General features: G+C 47.5%; 12 protein-coding genes and 2 tRNA genes. 8 read left to right on the plus strand and 6 right to left on the minus strand.

All coding sequences use genetic code 11. The annotated features are described in order from the left end of the window. Position 1: 1 nt before the first annotated feature. The 3 genes from LKI20_RS01355 to LKI20_RS01365 all read right to left on the minus strand — a co-directional run bounded on the left by LKI20_RS01355 (position 2) and on the right by LKI20_RS01365 (position 3,330). Entirely contained in the window at positions 2-1,138 is a 1,137-nt protein-coding gene (locus LKI20_RS01355) for a glycosyl hydrolase family 8 (protein WP_291768826.1), read from the minus strand. A 13-nt stretch (positions 1,139-1,151) separates the two neighbouring features. Further along, positions 1,152-2,444: a glycosyltransferase family 2 protein gene (locus tag LKI20_RS01360; protein WP_291768829.1), complete on the minus strand. Its 1,293-nt coding sequence runs from the start codon at positions 2,442-2,444 to the stop codon at positions 1,152-1,154. Positions 2,445-2,634: 190 nt separating this feature from the next. Further along, positions 2,635-3,330 (minus strand): hypothetical protein, encoded by a 696-nt coding sequence (locus LKI20_RS01365; RefSeq protein ID WP_291768832.1) that lies wholly within the window; start codon positions 3,328-3,330, stop codon positions 2,635-2,637. Positions 3,331-4,370: 1,040 nt separating this feature from the next. On the opposite strand from LKI20_RS01365, the gene LKI20_RS01370 reads away from it, so the two are divergent. Next, positions 4,371-5,402 carry a DUF2971 domain-containing protein gene (locus LKI20_RS01370; RefSeq protein ID WP_291768835.1) on the plus strand — a complete coding sequence of 344 codons (1,032 nt, stop codon included), beginning with the start codon at positions 4,371-4,373 and terminating at the stop codon, positions 5,400-5,402. 343 nt (positions 5,403-5,745) lie between these two features. Here the strand turns inward: LKI20_RS01370 and LKI20_RS01375 are convergent. Then, positions 5,746-5,818, minus strand: a tRNA-Ala gene (locus LKI20_RS01375). Positions 5,819-5,843: 25 nt separating this feature from the next. Continuing rightward, positions 5,844-5,917 (minus strand) — tRNA-Ile (locus LKI20_RS01380). Positions 5,918-6,028: 111 nt separating this feature from the next. Between LKI20_RS01380 and LKI20_RS01385 the strand changes: the two genes are divergently transcribed. After that, a complete protein-coding gene (locus LKI20_RS01385) occupies positions 6,029-6,718 on the plus strand; it encodes a M48 family metallopeptidase (protein WP_291768837.1) in 690 nt (229 codons plus the stop codon). 156 nt (positions 6,719-6,874) lie between these two features. Here the strand turns inward: LKI20_RS01385 and LKI20_RS01390 are convergent, their stop codons facing one another. Beyond that, positions 6,875-7,993 carry a LacI family DNA-binding transcriptional regulator gene (locus tag LKI20_RS01390; protein ID WP_291768840.1) on the minus strand — a complete coding sequence of 373 codons (1,119 nt, stop codon included), beginning with the start codon at positions 7,991-7,993 and terminating at the stop codon, positions 6,875-6,877. Between the two features lie 312 nt (positions 7,994-8,305). Between LKI20_RS01390 and LKI20_RS01395 the strand changes: the two genes are divergently transcribed. The 6 genes from LKI20_RS01395 (at position 8,306) to LKI20_RS01420 (ending at position 18,247) form a co-directional block, all read left to right on the plus strand. After that, complete coding sequence (locus LKI20_RS01395; protein ID WP_291768842.1) at positions 8,306-9,952, plus strand: ABC transporter substrate-binding protein; 1,647 nt, start codon at positions 8,306-8,308, stop codon at positions 9,950-9,952. Between the two features lie 96 nt (positions 9,953-10,048). After that, complete coding sequence (locus LKI20_RS01400; protein ID WP_291768845.1) at positions 10,049-11,026, plus strand: ABC transporter permease; 978 nt, start codon at positions 10,049-10,051, stop codon at positions 11,024-11,026. Next, entirely contained in the window at positions 11,023-11,937 is a 915-nt protein-coding gene (locus tag LKI20_RS01405) for an ABC transporter permease (RefSeq protein WP_291768850.1), read from the plus strand. The genes LKI20_RS01400 and LKI20_RS01405 overlap by 4 nt, the downstream gene beginning before the upstream one ends. Then, the gene (locus tag LKI20_RS01410) at positions 11,937-13,622 is read left to right on the plus strand and encodes an ABC transporter ATP-binding protein (RefSeq protein WP_291768853.1); all 1,686 of its coding nucleotides are present in this window, start codon (positions 11,937-11,939) and stop codon (positions 13,620-13,622) included. Before LKI20_RS01405 ends, LKI20_RS01410 begins: the two co-directional genes overlap by 1 nt. 6 nt (positions 13,623-13,628) lie before the next feature. Further along, positions 13,629-14,516 carry an alpha/beta fold hydrolase gene (locus tag LKI20_RS01415; RefSeq protein ID WP_291768856.1) on the plus strand — a complete coding sequence of 296 codons (888 nt, stop codon included), beginning with the start codon at positions 13,629-13,631 and terminating at the stop codon, positions 14,514-14,516. A 221-nt stretch (positions 14,517-14,737) separates the two neighbouring features. After that, positions 14,738-18,247: a GH36-type glycosyl hydrolase domain-containing protein gene (locus LKI20_RS01420; protein ID WP_291768859.1), complete on the plus strand. Its 3,510-nt coding sequence runs from the start codon at positions 14,738-14,740 to the stop codon at positions 18,245-18,247. The last annotated feature ends 21 nt before the right edge of the window (positions 18,248-18,268 follow it).

Below are 18,268 nucleotides of genomic sequence, written 5' to 3' on the forward strand. Positions count from 1 at the left end.
TTTAATCAACTTCTCCCATCACTGCCATGGTGGTTAGCGTGGCATCATAATAGTTATTTGTTTCAAGTTTTTCGGTAAGAATTGTCTGACGATTTTTCAAGAGACGATCAGCATGTTGCTGCTGCTGTTGCTCAGCGGCGAAAGCTAGCGGCGCGGTAAAACTGTTTGATTGATAGTCGTTGAGCGGTTTGCCAGAGAGTGAATAACCGGCAGTAATGAAGTCCTGTTGATTAAAGAACTGTAGTAGTTTCTTCATTACCTTCTTTGCACGAGGATTGTCACTCGTTGCCAACATCAAGGGCACGCGACAAGCATTGGACGAATAGTCGCCGTCATGTTTAGACGCAACCGCTTTACCTTGTACCGCTTTGGCACCATCATCGGTGATCCAAGCAAAATCCGGAATAAGCCCTGTTGAATGGGCATTGCTTAAATCTACTAATCGGTCAAGCATGGTATTGCTGACTGTCAGCCAACGTTTATCGTGAGTCGATTCATAAAATGCTTCAAAAAAATCTGGCATCACATCTGAGCTTCGCATCAGATTATAATATGTTGAGTCTTGATTCGCCCAGTTTCCGACAGTCAAGGTATGCGTGGTGCTGTTGTATTCATATGACAATATGTCAGCCGTTAATTGGCGTTCAATCTCTAGGTAGTAAGACGAGCGCTTCGGCCAAACCTTACTGGCTCGATACAAACTGAAAGCGATGTAGAGATCGCCATCAGTTGCACTGCTGTCTTGGCTTACCCATGTTTGGCCTTCCTTATATTGGCGCCATTGCATGAGATATGTTGGAATGGTCTGTTGTTCGCCAAGGTAATCACGATGTTCCAGGTAATAACGTAATAAATTATCGAAATCCTGCTGTTGAGCCCAACCTTTGGAACCGGCGATAGCTGTGAGATACATCCCGTAGCCCTGGCCCTCTGAAAGGGCTACAGCTTTGCTCTTGTTATTACTGGTATTAACGAAAGCATGCTGTTCGTCTTCCTGAATTACATAAGATTGACGCCATTGATTGTAGGTGTCTCGCTGAACGCGAGCAGGACTTCCAACACGTATAACCAGTAAAGCAGCAACATACAGGATTATGATCAGGGCGGTGAACGCCCACATGTATTTTCCGCGTTTCATCAAACATCTCCCTCTAGTTATTGAAACGCTTCGTTTTTACCCATACACTCCCTTTGCGGTGCAACAAGGAATCAAGACATACAGAAAGCATCGCGTGGATGGATACCACGATAAATAGTTGCGAATACGAAAAATACGATGCCAAAGCTATCCAAATCTGATTGGTGGTAGCTTGACCGAATTGCGTAGACATAGCAACTGAAATCTGTAAAACGTACAAGATAATCATCAACAACCAGTTCATTAACAACACTTGCATGATCGAGTTATTGTTTTCGCCAAAGGTAAAGGGGATAGGCAGGTTAGGGTTGAAAACTCTGGCAATAAGGAAACACATATTCGTGAGGAATATAATGTTTGATAACACGATTGCTGCGTTGAACCAGAAAAATGTGGCGGAGTAATACATCACTTCGAGTTTGACACGCCAGTTGCTTGGCTGGAAAAGGTATTTGAAGTTTTGGATGACTACCTGATAATTTCCTTTTGCCCAGCGTAAACGTTGAAAGTAATAGTCATGGAGATGTTCGGGTTCTTGTTGAAAAGCTTCTGAATTATAGGCTAAGGCTATTAATTTCCCGCTTTGCATGATTTTGAAAGAGATATCAGTATCTTCTGTGAGTGCGCCGTTGCTCCACCCACCGATTGATTTAGCAAAATCACAATTAATAATGAAATTAGTGCCTGGGATACGTCCGATTTTGAACAGATGCCACATTGAACAATGTTGAATTCGCTGCGTGACAACGATTTCTTGATTGATGCACTTAGTTAAGAAATTTTGTTGAGCGTTACGAGTTTTATTTCTGCCAAACACAGCCATATACTGCTCGGGATTTTCAATCACTTTTTTCGCTAAGAAATACAGGGCATTCTTTTCTGGCATTGCATCAGCGTCATACACACCGATATAGTCACCTTGAGCGATGGCGAGTGCATCATTCAAGACACCAGCTTTGCCGCCGCTTCCAACCCTCTCAATTATTCTCACATCTCGATTGGTGTATTGAGGTAGTTTAACCACCCTGTGCATTTCTTTAGCTGTTTGGTCTGAGCAATTATCGGCGAACAGTAAAATCTCTACACGTTCTGCCGGATAGTTCAAATCTAAAATTGCTCGCACTGTTTGAGCAATAACAATCTCTTCATTATGAGCAGGTACAACAATAGTTACTTTTGGATACGACGGTAGAGGCGTGATGTAAACCAGCTCCGTGCTTTGCCGCAACCAAAAATGAATAGCCCCGCTTAGTGTCGTCAGAGACATAATCAGAGATAACCAGATGGTAACGATGGTAAACATCATGAAAGCTTCTGAGATCATGATATTTGTGACTCCGATCCCTGATGTTTCTGGTTATCTGTAATCATTTGCTGCTGCAAAGTGGTCCGTTCAACCCGAAAGTATATGATCCACTGACACGCGAAAATTATCAGCATGACGATAAAAAATAACGTACTAATGCTGACTGCAAGCCACCAAAAAACTGTTTCCATCAGGAGTTGTCACCCTTCAGATATTCAACTACTAAATCGGTTTCCATATCGCGCTGCAAATGTCTGATTACATCTTTTAACGTCAACAGACCATCTACATTGCTGCGATCAATCCTGAGACTTCCCCATTTAAATTGTGGGGTGGAGTCCATGCATCTCAGCTCGTCCAAATGTGTTTTGGTGAACTCGTTTCGTTGCTCAACAGTCTGTTCGGATAGCTGATGGGAGATAATCAAAAAAGTTCCGTGATCTAGGTAATAGAGTGATTCAGAGGGCAAACGATTATCTTTAAGTACTTTGGCAATTTCGCGGAGGGTCTGCTCATAGTTAGCGGCATGGAATTGTTTATATTGGGTACTATGTGCCCAGTGGACAGCAGTTATGGTAAACCACAGAGTTTGGTCATAATCATCCTTGATGAAATGAACAATCTTTCGGTACATTTTTTCTGCGTTGTAGCGTATTTGTAATTTGGTTGTTTGATCATAGTGCTTGGAATATTTTTCAATATCCCGTTTATCGAAACTGATCCAACCCAGCCTCATTAAGGTGTAGCGAACAAGTGACATAAGACCAGCGCTGATAGGAAAAATAACCAGCAGAATCAATTTCAACGGTAGCGAGATAGGAACTTCACCGAATAATAAGATTCCGCCCCCGATAACGGTGAGCAGGATGGTGATCCACGTTGCCAATATGCCAGGGAGTAGAGCACCTGCAGCTAAACCAGCAATGATTAAGATTAACGAGGCGATTGATATTTAGGGGGTATACACCTCGATTTCATACAAAAATATGGCGATAACTGGAAGCAAGATGAACAGCGTCATGAAACTAGAGGTAATAGTATGACGTTTACTCAAAGCGATTCCCTTCCTTTATGAACTGTTACTGTCACGCAATAGAGTGCTGCATGGCCGCTAGTGACAAGGCGGTAGGCATGAGGCGATGGGGTCAGTAGGTTGATTAATATGAATTGGACTATTCTCTGACTGATGTCATCGAATGTAAGTAGTACGGGTTCTCTGGAATGGCTACGGAATATGGATCTGGGAATCCTGATCGCTTATTGTCAAGCGATTGCATTGATTAGCAATAACGCTGGGGTTGATATCAACAGCTTCACTATTGTTAATCCACAATATGTAATCCAGTTGATTGCAGGTTGCGAGTGGCACACTCAATTGATTTGTTCAATCCTGTGGGCTGAGAACTACCGTGTTGAAAAGCTATCAGTACTAACGATTAGTACTAGGTTAAGTGCGTGTATTGCCTTATCTGACCATAGCTCTGCCCCACCAATAATTCACCAGATTGTGTTCCTAAACTTCCACTTCCCCTTGTACGAGATACTAGTGCGGAGAGCGGACCGAGGCACACAGCGGCAGATCTCTCAGAGCGCTGAGGTGACCCGAGTTCAAAGAGGTCTCGTGGAGCGAAATAACAAACGAAAACAGCATAAGTATGTAAATGCCACAGAGCGCTGATTGTAAGACGGGTGGGTGTTCTCGTTGCAGAGTCAAATCGAACAGGTTGGTGATAAAAGAAAACCCCCAGAAACTCATGTTTCTAAGGGCTAGTTTGTGGAGCTAGCCGGGTTCGATGAATACAGTTGGAGAATATACAGTATCAATTTACAAGCATCCGATAATTCTTATCGTGACATTGCTTATCCACTTTTGGAGCGATAGTGTTCTCTAGTCATTTTTTTATGAGACGAGTAGGAGTCTAACTTTTGTCAAAGTCGGAAGTATTTGCTGACAAGTTACGTCGGCTGACGAATCGGGCTATCTACCGTGATTCAATGTGTAAAGAGCTTGGAGTCTCTGTGACGGAATGCAGACAGCTGCTTTTTGAATCGGCTAATTCTCAAATTCCTGACACACTTTTTAAGATGAGCGGCACTGACGATGACCGAAATTTTAACAGAAGGTTGGAGGATCTAAGAAAAAAGCGCTTGCACATGTCATCGCCTAAGGCCTTTAATGATCCATTTGATTGCCAACCTTTCTGGGATAAGGATAAAATTCAATCGCGACTTAGGAGAACCATCAATCCAGACGACCTGAGAACGACGATTAATTTCCATAAGCGGTACATATTGCCGGATGACAGAGCTCAATATGAGTTGGCTATGAATACGCTGATGGCCAATCTGTCGAAGCGAAAACAGGCGGAGATTGATCGTACTTTGAATGAGATTCAGGCATCGTATGAAAACATCCGAGAATCATATAGGTGCTCGTGCTTGACTGAGGAGAAATCATTAGGTCCAATGTGGGCAAATTATGCCGATAATGGGCGTGGGTTTATGACCGCATATTCAGCGCAAGATCTTGAACTCGACTGCATATATCGGTCGAGCAAAGCTTTCTGCGGTGGGAGCCCATTCTGTTTTCTGCTGCCGGTAATCTACACCGGACGGTATGACTTATCACAGTTTTCAAGTGTTATTGGTGGTTCAGAACAATGGTATTCCTACCAAACCGAAATGGCATTACTAACTTTTATAAATAGCGTCGCATACAAAACGCCAGAATGGAGTTATGAAAAAGAGTGGCGAATAGCTTGTTCAGATTGTCCTAAAGAAGAGCAAGTCTATGCATCGCTTGCAGCAACTGCACTTTACATTGGCTATAACACTCCAAAAGACAGAACAGAACAGCTGGAGGCATGTGCAAGAGAGTTATCTATACCTGTCTATCAAGCGGAGATTAGTACAGATTCCGCAAAAGGGCGATTGCTGTTTAGATTGTTGAATTCGTAGTTAGTAGTTGTTTCAGACGAATCAGGTTACCTCCAGTCAGTTGCTAAAATTATATAAATACAAAATGGTCGAGCTTAAGCTAACACGAAAAGATAAGTTGTGCTGTATGTCGCAGTAAAACGTCGTTGCTTCGGTCTTTGTTTTGTAGCTTTCTTGCGAATTGTTCCCAAATATTAGCAGTCCTAGCCATGCCAATAGCGTAGCGCTTTATGCCCGTATTTGTCACTGAAACCGACTGATGTTGACTCAACGCAATCTTGTGAAGAAAGTCTATAGACCGTTGAAAACACTGGAAGAACCGCATGGAAAAGGGCTTCCAGCGAACCGCCGAAAACCCTGTTTGTGGAGCTAGCCGGGTTCGAACCGGCGACCCTCTGCTTGCAAAGCAGATGCGCTACCAGCTGCGCCATAGCCCCAAAATACTGTTGCGAATACATCGCGTGGGCCCGGGAGGACTTGAACCTCCGACCTCATCCTTATCAGGGATGCGCTCTAACCACCTGAGCTACGGGCCCAACTACGCGTGACTTGAAAATCACACGACTGCCCACAATAGTGGCACTTTATAAAGTTGTCAATTTGTGTCGTGCGTCAGCCTCGAATCCGTGTGTTGGATAAGAGCGCGCATGCTGATGAGGTCATTGTCTGTAGAGCTAACAGGTATCCAGTCCTTGCGCGAAAATATCGGTATGTCCCGCATTACTCATCCCACTGGTCCTCGATCCACGAGGCGGAGTCAGGTGAAGTTGTCACTGCTGCAGTGGCACGATGAGACAATCCATATTAAGCGCGGAAGAGTTAAGAACCTATACCTGCGAGTGAAACCTCCAGATGGTCATATTGAGGTAACTGCACCGTTGAAGGTTAAAGATGAAATAATTCTTGAGTTTATCGAATCGCGTGAACCGTGGATCGACAGAAGCCGTAACCGTCTTTCCGCGGCCTTGAGCTCAGGAGTGCCGCAAGGTAAAAGCTCTTGGGATCAAGAATCGATTATTCATGCCAAAAGCATCATGAATCAACAGCTCCCATTATTGTTGCAGCATTGGGTACCGATAGTTGGGCGTGAACCGTCATCAATTTCCTTAAGACTGATGACTTCACGTTGGGGTTCATGCACGCCGGCGACACGCAGAATTCGTTTGAACCTTGAGCTGGCGAGATTGGACCCTAAATTCTTGGAGTATGTGCTTGTTCACGAATTGACACATTTGCACGTACATGGGCATGGTCCAGAGTTCCAACGGCACATGAATATGTATCTTCCTGAGTGGAAAATGCTGAGAAAAGAGCTAAATACACACATGATTGTGTGAAAGTAGCGTTATCTACATGGCTAATAACCGTTTGTGTAGGGATTATCGGTGAAACTGCCACTATCACTTGTTGAAAACGTTGGAATCTGGCGGGTGCGAACTGCTGATTCCTTGATTAATCCCTACACAAACGGACTACCGTTCAATAACGGGCCTCTATATTGTCTCTAAGGGGCCTTCGCAGCTTTCGCGAAGTAGAACCGTGACAGGCATTTCCGTGGAATACGGCGGATCATCAGGATGCTCAATGCGCTTGACCACCGTGCTGACAGCCGCTCTTCCGAGGTTGACCATAGGCTGTCTGACTGTAGTAAGCCGTGGATGCGAGGTATCTGACTCTTCAATGCCATCGAAACCAGTAACGATAACGTCTTCAGGAACATGCAAGTCTGCTTGTGCAAGAGCATCAAGCGCTCCAAGAGCCATCTGATCATTGGCACAAACTAATGCTTGCGGTAAATCGCCGCGTGCAATCAGATCGTTGGTTATTTTCTTGGCGGTTGGTCTAGAGAACTTACCGCGATAGATAGGGACTGACTCAGGGCTGATATCTCTTGCAGCCAGGCCCTCCTGGAAACCAACATAACGCTTATGATTATCTGGCGAATCGTCCGGACCTGCCATATAAATGAATCGGCTGACATGGTGGGCGTCGACGAGGTGCTCGACCAAGGTCTTCATCCCTTTACGATTGCTTACTCGAACAAGGTCTAACTTATTTTCGCCGCCGACGGGCGCATCGGCGACCATAACCAAGGGAATACGAGTATATAAGGATTCGACTAATCGGTCTGGCACGCTACGAGCGAGAATAATTAAGCCGTCCACCTTGCCGATCATGTCATGAACTAAGCGGTTGACATCAGATTCGCCTCTACCTAATCCAATGCTGACCATTAACGAAAGGCCTTGGCTCCAAGATTCCAATTCGCATCCGCGCAAGACATGGTCGAAATACAATGAATCACGGTGACTTCTGCCTGCTACCGGACGATCTATACAGATTTCAGCAGTGTCATGATTGGTTAGTTCAAAATCACCTAAAGTTTCAAGTGCGTCAACATTTGGTAGGACCAGACCGATAATTCCCGTTCTACGCGCTGCAAGGCTGCGTGCGCTACCGCTTGGCACGTAACCTAATTGTTGAATCGCCACTTCTATAGATTCACGCGTTGATTGTCGCACGCTCTCTGGCTTCCGTAGCGATCGAGAAACAGTGGCAATGGATACCCCTGCATGCTCAGCTACGTCATACACTGTCGGTTTCTTGGCCACGTTGCCCTCCAAAACCTGTTTTCATACATTTCTTTCACGAATGCCCTTAACTGTAGCGCGAAAATACAATTACTGAGAGCGCTATCATTCGGCGTGTCGAGATAATTAGGCTACATAAACGTTGAAATAACAATGGTTTTGGGCATGTAAGAAAATGTAAAAAGCAGAACTTGCAGAACTGAATGTAAGCGCATACAGTTGTTTCAAGTCAAGGTAGATTGTTCACGCATCGTACGCGGGGACAAGTACTAGACGGTATATGTGGAAGGACCAGCATATACATCCTTGTCAACGAGGACAGAAAGAACAACAATGATGAAGAAGAGAATCGCAATGCGGATCTCCGCTGCGCTTGTGGCTGCCGCGACATTGTTCGGCGTGGCTGCCTGCGGGAACAGCTCCGCAAACAGCTCAAGTGGATCAGCTTCGAGTTCCGAGCTACTCCTGGGGGGAGATAGCGGAACTCCGACCTTCGTAAAGAACTTCAACCCATTCGCAACCAACAAGCGCGTTGGAACCAACTACATATATGAGCCACTCATGGTGATGAACCCTGTTGATGGCAAAATGTCACCATTCCTGGCCAAGAGTTACAAAGTCGTGGATTCCAAAACAGTGCAGTACACGCTGCGTGACGGTGTGAAATGGCAGGACGGCAAGGCTCTCACCACTGATGATGTGCTCTTTAGCTTCAATTTGATGAAGAAGTATGCAGCACTCGACAGTTTGGGTGTTTGGCAGCGTATGTCAGATATCAGTGCCAGCGGTGATGTTATTACTATTAAGTTCAAGACGGATGACGTACCTGCAGTGAGCATCGTCAGCCAGCAGCTCATCGTTCCAGAGCACATCTGGAAGGATGTAAAAGATCCTGTTAAGTGGACGAACACTGATCCAGTCGGTACCGGCCCATACAAGGTTGGCACGTTCAATCCAAACCAGTACACGATGACGAAGAGCACCACTTATTGGCAGGCCAATAAGGTTGCAGCCGCCACCCTAGTGCTGCCAGCATCCAACACTCAGATGGATATCGTGAGCAAAGGTTATGACTGGGCTTACGCTTACATGACTGATGTCAAGAAGACCTGGCTCTCCAAGAACAGCAAGAATGCTTACTGGTTCCCTGCAGCTGGCGTGATCTCCCTGTATCCAAACCTCACCAAGGCACCATTTAACGATGTCAACTTCCGCCAAGGCCTCAACTACGCTCTTGATCGCGATGCGATTGCTAAGAATGCTGAGGAAGGCTATATGGATTCTGCCGGCCAGAACGGTTTGATTCTTCCTGGTCAGAATGATTGGGTTAGCTCTGACATTCCTAACAAGGGCAAGATCACCCAAAGCACCAAAACTGCTTTGGAGTACTTCAAGAAGGCTGGGTATACCCAACAAGATGGAAAGCTGGTCGACTCTTCAGGTAAGCAGGTCGAGCTCACTATCACCACCGCCAACGGATATTCAGATTGGCTCCGCGGCGTACAAACCGTGCAAAAGCAACTTAGCGCAATCGGTATCAGCGTGAAGTTGACCCAGCCTCAGCCTGCTGCATACAACCAAGCTCTCAACAACGGTGACTTCGACTTAGCTGTTGGTGGCTTCGGTGGCAATGGCAGCGTGTACCAGGCTTATAACACCCTGCTGAACAGCGAATACGCGCTCCCAGTAGGAACGGCGACCACCAGCAACTTCCAGCGCTACAAGAACGCCGACGTTGATACTCTGTTGACGAAGTTTAGGGCAACAACCAACACCAGCGATCAAAAGGAAATCATCAACCAACTGCAAAAGGTTGTGTATAACGAGGTTCCTGTTCTTGCAATGTTCTACGGCGGCAGCTGGGGTCTGTTCAACAGTGACAAGTTCACCGGATGGCCAAGTGAGGACGATCCATACTCCCTCCCTGTTCCATACGCGCAGTGCTCATTGTTGATCCTTACCCATCTCAAGAAGGCGTGATCGCCTGTATCTCGAGTTTCTCGGGAAGGAGGGCGGCATAACAGCTGCCCTCTTTCCCTGCTCTCCCCATTCGTATTAGTGTGAAAGGTCGTTTTCGTGCGATACTTCCTAGGAAAAATCGGCTTGTTCCTGTTGACGCTGTGGGCGGCAATAACGGTCAACTTCATGTTGCCTCGTTTGATGCCGGGTTCACCGGCGGATGCCGCAATCGCCAAGCTCGCTCAGAACGGCCCTGTGACCGCGGAAATGCGAACTGCAATCGAAGCGCAGCTCGGTGTCCCATCGGGATCAGTGTGGTCTCAGTACGTGCAATATCTCAACAACGTTATTCATTTTGATTTCGGTGTTTCATACAGTTACTTCCCTCAGACGGTATCTAGTCTGATTGGTACAGCTTTGCCTTATACGCTGACCTTGGTCGGCTTGGTTACTATACTGGCCTTCATCTTGGGAACCTTTATCGGAGCAGCTGCAGCATGGAAGCGCGGTTCAGCTTTAGATACCGTTGCTGTTGTCGGCAGCCAGTTCCTCTCCGCTTTGCCTTACTTCTGGATTTCACTATTGTTCCTGTACTTCCTCGGCTATCAGCTGGGCTGGTTCCCAACATCCGGTGCATATTCAGCTGAAGTGGTTCCAGGATTCAATTGGTCTTTCATCTCCGATGCCATTTATCACGCCATTATGCCGGCGTGCACCATTCTCATAACGTCTATGGGCGGATACATTTCCGGCATGCGTATGACCATGGTTGGAACATTAGGAGAAGACTATGTGACCTTTGCAGAAGCGAACGGTCTACGTAACCGCACAGTAATGCTCAAATACGCTGCACGTAATGCTATCCTCCCGAATATCACATCCTTCGGTCTGGTTCTCGGAGGCGTTGTTGGTGGCTCGTTGCTGGTTGAAACGGTATTTAACTACCCAGGCATCGGCATGCTGCTCTATCGCGCAGTTACTAATCAGGATTATCCATTAATGCAGTCACTGTTCCTCATGGTCACCGCTAGCGTGCTCGTGGCGAACTTCATTGTGGACATTCTCTACGGCATTCTTGATCCAAGGACACGATGATGGCACAACATAATAAACAACATTCTCACGCAAAAAATGACGATGTGGATACTAGTCCTTTCACAGTAATTAAGCGCAGCTTCCTCACCATATGGGAAGTACCGAAAGCACGATTCGGTATCATCGTGTTCTGTTTCTTTGTGCTTCTGGCAATCTTTGGCCCGATGCTTACACCGTACGATCCACGAGCAAGCATTTTTGATCGAGGTATACAACCTAACGCTCAACACTGGCTCGGTACCACAGCAACTGGTGAGGACGTGTTGTCACAGCTGATGTATGGTGCGAGAATCTCAGTGTTCGTTGCACTGGTGGCAGGTTTTCTCTCAACGGTTATCGCGGTGCTGGTAGGTCTGTGCTGGGGATATATTCGTTCATTCGCAGGCGAATTCATCGGATTTATCGTCAACATGTTCCTGGTTATTCCGTCACTGCCATTGATGATTGTTATCGCAGCGTATCTGCAGAACGGCGGTCTGCTAGTCATCATCATGGTTATGGTCTTGACTGGTTGGGCTTGGGGAGCGCGTGTGCTGAGGTCGCAGACGCAGTCACTACGTTCGCGCGATTTCGTTACCGCTGCCACGTTCAGTGGCGAAGGTTCGATGCGAGTGATACTGCATGAGATATTTCCAAATATGCTCTCACTGATCATTTCAGGATTCTTTGGATCAGCAACTGCTTCAGCATTAGCAGAAGCAGGTCTGGAATTCCTTGGTCTTGGTGATTCAACCACAGTCAGCTGGGGCACGATGCTCTACTGGGCACAAAATAACAATGCCTTGCTTACAGGGCAATGGGTGCTGCTGTTCGCTCCAGGTCTGATGATTGCATTACTTGCTGCCTCTATGGCATTCATTAATTTTGGTGTGGATCGCTTGAGCAATCCTCGTCTTCGTGAAGGGAACTGATGATGAGCTTACTGAATGTTGAGCATCTGTCTATCGATTATGATGTGCCCGACAGCGAGCCATTCAAAGCGGTGAAGGATGCCTCATTTGAGTTGGAACAAGGAGAGTTCGTTGGACTGGTCGGTGAATCAGGATCAGGAAAGTCGACTCTAGGCTTCGCTCTTACTAGGCTTTCAAAGCCACCGGCACGCATCAGTGAAGGTAAAGTGCTCTTTGATGGTGTGGATATCACCGAGATGAGTGCTGAACAACTGCGAGCACAACGTCACGGTGGTTTCGCGATGGTGCTGCAGTCTGGCATGAACGCATTAAATCCGGTGCGAACTATACAGAAGCACTTCAACGATATTTTCCAGGCACATAACCACGTGGAAAAGAGTCGGTGGACTTCACGAGCGCAGGAGTTAATACAGAAAGTTGGCCTGCCACAGGAGACACTGAATAGATTCCCAGGAGAACTCTCCGGAGGTATGCGTCAGCGTGTGTCAATTGCTTTGGCTTTATCTCTTGAGCCAAGACTTATGGTTTTTGACGAGCCAACCACCGCATTAGATGTATTAGTGCAGCACGAAGTAATGGAAACTATCCGTTCACTGCAGAAAAGCGAAGGATTCACAGCAATCCTTATCAGCCATGACCTTGGTATCGTGTTGGAATCAACGTCGCGCGTCATGGTAATGCACGATGGCATCATTGTTGAAGATGCGACCAGTGAGGAGATCCTCAAACACCCTAAGGCCGACTACACCAAGATGCTGTTGAGTCATTATGATGACCCGAGAGCTGTTGAAGTCTCTGTTCCAGGGCTTAAGAAGCGTGGAGAGCAGCAATTCGAAGGGCAGCTTACTGAGCAGCAGAAGAATGACCTGACTATTACGGTTTCTAATGCCAGCAAGGTGTATCAGGGTCGACGCCGCGGTGAAAAGCCTGTTAAGGCTTTTACTGATGTATCCTTCACGCTTAAGCCGGGTGAGGCAATGGCGTTGGTCGGTGCATCTGGTTCAGGCAAATCGACCATTGCTAGGGCTATTACCGGCGTGGAGCGCCCTACTACTGGTGAGATTACCTTCGGTTCAACGCGAATCGATAAAATCAAAAGTAAGCGGGATCTTCGCAAGTTGCATTCGGATATCCAGATGGTATTCCAAGACCCATATGCGGCCTTAAATCCTCTGCACACCGTCGAATACACCCTGATGCGTCCAATTCTCAACTACACAGAGCTTCGTGGCAAAGCAGCGAGAAATAGAATGCTTGAGCTCCTCGAAACAGTAGGTTTGGTACCTACTGAGCTCTATACCTCGAAGTTGCCGCATCAGCTTTCTGGTGGACAGCGTCAGCGAGTGGTTATTGCGCGTGCGCTTGCTAGCGATCCCAAGGTGCTTGTGGCTGATGAACCTGTGTCCATGCTCGACATGACTCTGCGTTCCGGAATTCTGGCTTTGCTGGATGATCTTCGAGTGCGTTTGAACGTCAGCATGCTGTACATCACGCACGACTTGCTGAGTGCACGTTTGATTACTGACAAGATCATGGTCCTCAACAAAGGGCAGGTAGTTGAGCGTGGCGATACTGCATATGTGTTGCAGCATCCAAAGGACGAATACACCATCAAACTACTCAACGCGATTCCTAATCTTGGTACTGAGCATAAGAATCGTATTGTCGAGGGAACGACCAAGTAGGAAATCATGTCTTCTCAACACTCGAAAATTCACGAAGGACAAGCTTTTGGCTGCCTTCCAATACCAGATAATGTGCAAGCACTAGTTATTGACGCCACAGTTGGTCCGATAACGGCTATTCATGCCCCTGTTGCAGAAGGGACTCCAGCCAAAGGCACAGCTTTGTTCATACCGGGCTTTACGGGAAGCAAAGAAGATTTTTATGATATCTTTGCTCTTCTACCAGGGCTTGGTTGGGATGTTTGGGCATACTCTCAGCGTGGTCAAGGTGATTCTGTGGCTCCGCAGGGAGTCCAAGCTTACGGAAGAGATCAAACCGCTACTGATGCTTTAGAAATCGCAGGCATCATTACTGAGGCTTCAGGTTGTGATGGTATTCACTTGTTGGGGCACAGTTTCGGCGGACTTGTTGCACAAGCAAGCGTAATAAAGAATCCGAAGCCATTCCGGAGTCTGACGTTGATGAGTTCAGGCCCTCATGGTTGGCCAGGCAGAAAGGCTGACCTGCGCGAACGGCTTCTGGACAGTAAAGGCGTAGATCTCTGGCGCTTGGATAATCCAGACAAAGCTGATTGGCCGGATAGCAAACTTGATGTGCTACAGCGCTTTCTACGGGAGCGTTCGGAGCGAACAAGTACCGAACAGCTCCTTGGCGCAATAGACCAGCTCGCTAACGTGCATGACACAACGTTCGAGGTGAAAGATACCAAACTCCCCGTACTGGTGTTCCATGGAGAAGATGACAACTGGGCTTGGCCACAGGAATGGCAACATCGCATGGCAAAGCTCATTGGCGCAAGATATGAAATCATCCCTGATGCGGCACATTGCCCGAACGGTGAAAACCCCGTTCCGACGGCGGCACTGCTTGACGAATTCTGGTCACAGCACTGAGCGATTGATAACGAGCAATAGCCCTTGTAGGTGGCTGCGTAGCCAAATGCTAAGTGATATTGCTCGACACCAATCAATGTGGCGACTCTCTTGGGTATCGGCCATAAGTGAATCAGCATCTTTAGCACAGTTTGAAGCTGTCTGGCAAGGGCAATACACCGCACATTCGGCGGTCGGGGATACGACGACCGCCATCATTACTGATAACGAAGGATATGACCATGACTGTTGACCCTCAGGATTCCAATATTCCTGATAACCAAACCCCAACATGGGCGAATTGGAAGCAGAAGCAGGAATCTGATCTGACCATCACGAACGGAGATGTGCGTATTGCGTTCACCGAATTCGGCGACATTACTAGCATCAGCTCAGGTGAACTTCAAATTTCACAGTACTCTCCAAGTATGCATGACGCAGGCATCGCCGGTTTGTGGTTGCGTCGTCATGATCAGGAAGGGATTGTTAGTGCTCCGCTGATTGGTGTCAGATCACACTCAGCTTGGGGATTAGCACAGGGTGCAGCTGTCTGGAAGGGCTCCGATTTAGGCGCTTCATGGGTGGTTACCCTGTCTATCGATCCGCAGTCTGCACTGTGGGCTTGGAACGTTAGCGTTACCCCTGACAATGAATCTGTGTCATCGTCTACTGGCACTGAGTGGGATATTGTCACCGAGCAAGATCTAGCTCTAGCTCCCAAAGCCCAAGCGCTTACCAGTGAACCGTATATTTCTCAGTACATTGCTTACAGAACGGCTGAGCTTCCTGAACTTGGACGTGTTGTGGCAGCTCGCCAAACCATGTCTTGCGCTCCCCAGATGCCATTGCTAGTGAGCGCCATCAGAGAAGGTGCTCGTGCACATCTCACTGACGGATTTGATTTCTTCGGTAAGCAGGCTCGTTTAGGCGCTCATCCACAGGTGTTGGATGATCCAACGTGGAATGACGGCTTTACTAATCAATACGAATTCGGCATGATTGCCTTGCTCTCTCAGCCTCGTAAGGATGAGCAACAGGACCAGCAGCAGTCGTTGGAATGGACGCAAGTTTTTGCCTTCGATCCTGACTTCCGCGGTGAGATGCCAGAAGCATGTAAAGAATATACGCAACGAGCACTCGCACGACTTGACGTCTTCCTCACGGATTCTATTGCTGACGTGCAAGATATCAAGCTGACCCCTGCTGGGGAGGCCAGGACGGAGGATGGACACGGTCCTTCTCTGCTTGCCATTGCTCCTGTACTCGATGGTGATGATCTCACTGACGAAGATTTTCTTGCTCTCGGTAACGGCGAAATCACGGATCAGGAATCAGATGAACGTGGACATGTATTGTCATACTTCGCTGACAGAGCTACTCATGTGGTTTCCAAGGCGAAAGAGCTGCTAGTCAGCCGTTCACACGGGCAGATTTTGCTGGCGGGTAGTGTTCAAACACCAGACCGTCCTGTTCTCGCTTCAACGTCGTATGCCCCAGGGGTTTTCGCTTCTCATATCGTGTTTGGCAACACCAACATGAATCGTCTGATCTCTGTGCAACGCACGAGTTTGAACCTCTTACGTTCTGAGGGTATGCGCATCTTAGTGCGCAAGAATGATCAGTGGCAGATGCTGGGCGTTCCCTCAGCCTTCATCATGGAATTAGGCGGATCACGATGGGTGTACCGCTTCGGTGAGCAGACTATAACCGTTAGCACAACAGCATGCGCTCAGCGTGATGCTCTGAAGTTGCAGTTCGAGTCGAGTGAACCACTGGATATCATGGTGAGCGCAGATGTGGAATTCCCTGAGAATTGGACTACTCGGAGTATCAATAATGCTGAACACATCGATGCAATCCAGCTAACACCTGCCGCTGGAACCTCAATTGAAGGTCATTGCCCGAAACTGAGCTATGTGTTTGCAGCTCAAGATGCACAAATCAGTGGTGACGGTCCCTTATTTGGTTTGGACTCTGCACAATCTGAAGGTTCAGCAGTGTTGACCTTTAGTAAGCAACAGGCGAGCCAATTCAAACTGGTGGTAGCAGCGAGTATGGATTCATCCGCTGAAGCTGTCGAATGCGCCAACACCGTGTTGCAGGATGACACATCGCTGCTTGATGAGTTAAGTGCACAGTTCGAATATATCAATGGCTTTATGGACGATTTCAGCATTCATGATGGTGGAAGGCTGAACGAGTGGAATGAGGGAGCTCCGTGGTTTGTTCAGAACGCACTAGTCCACTTCCTTTCTCCGCACGGTCTTGAACAGTATTCGGGAGCTGCATGGGGCACGCGTGACGTCTGCCAAGGGCCCTTCGAAATGGCTTTAGCTTTTGGTCACTTCGACATTGCGCATGACATCATTCTCAAGGTCTTCGGACATCAGAATCCTGATGGCTCCTTGCCGCAGTGGTTCATGTTCGACGAATATGCAGAAATGTTCCAGCACGATTCTCATGGAGACATTCCTGTTTGGCCTCTTATGGCGGTGTATGAATACCTTGAGGCAGGTGGTGACCGAGCTCTACTTAGTGAAGCAGTAGATTATTGGGATGATGCCAATCACACTGGTGCCACACCCACCGTTGCTGATCACCTTGAACAAACACTTGAATATATTCGCACTCATCGTGTGCCGGGGACAGAACTCTTCTGCTACGGCGAGGGTGATTGGGACGATACATTGCAACCAGCACAGCAGTCAATGAAGAAAGAAATGGCTTCAACCTGGACTATTGCTTTGCTATTCCAAGCAACCACGGCATTGCATCGTTTACTCGGTGAGCTTGGCTATGCTGATTTGGCTGAAGAATTCAACGCTGAGGCTCAAGGCATTAAGCAGCAGTTCGCTAGCAACTTTATTTATGACGATGTGCTTGCGGGCTATGTAGTATTCACAGCAGACGGTCCAATGCCAGTAATTCACCCCGAAGATACGCGTACAGGACTTAACTATCGCCTAATTCCGATGACTCGGTCAATTATCGCTGGCTTACTGTCGCCACAAGGTGCACACAGCCACGAAGAGCTGATTGAGGAACATCTACATTACCCTGATGGTGTGCGTCTGATGAATCAGCCGGCCCACTATCAAGATGGCATTACCACCTACTTCAAACGTGGTGAGCAGGCAGCAAATATCGGGCGAGAAATAGGTCTGATGTATACGCATGCGCATATTCGCTACACTGAAGCACTTTCTCAGCTTGGTAGAGATACGGTGGCTGAAGAGCTGCTGCGTATCAGTCCTGTAAATCAATTTAAGCGGATGAGTACCAGCGAAATACGACAGCGGAACTGCTATTTTGCATCGTCAGATGCCGATTTCCCTGACCGTTACACAGCTGCGGAGCAGTGGAATCGTTTGAAGGCTGGTGCAACTGATCCGGTCGGCGTGCGGGGCGGTTGGCGTGTGTACTCATCAGGCCCGGGAATTTATCTGCGTCAGATGGTTCAGCACGTATTTGGCTTGCAATTGCATACCGATAGTGTGTCAATTGACCCAATTATGAAGTTGGAAGACGACGGTGTGAGTGTACAGCTTAATCTATTTGGCACCAAGCGAACCTTGCGCTATCACCTCAGCGATGATGATGCACCGGTTGTGGTGTCAGTTGAAGGTAAACAGTTGAGCGGCAATCCTTATGATCTCCCGTACCGTCGAGGAGGGCTAGTGGTCAGTGCTCAAACCTTAGAAGGCGCTGATGTGATTGATATTAGTGTTGGTGTTCACCGAGCGAAGATCTGAAGTAAGCATCTGAAAGTGCAG

The organism is Bifidobacterium sp. (assembly GCF_022647885.1).
In the GTDB taxonomy this organism is placed as follows: domain Bacteria; phylum Actinomycetota; class Actinomycetes; order Actinomycetales; family Bifidobacteriaceae; genus Bombiscardovia.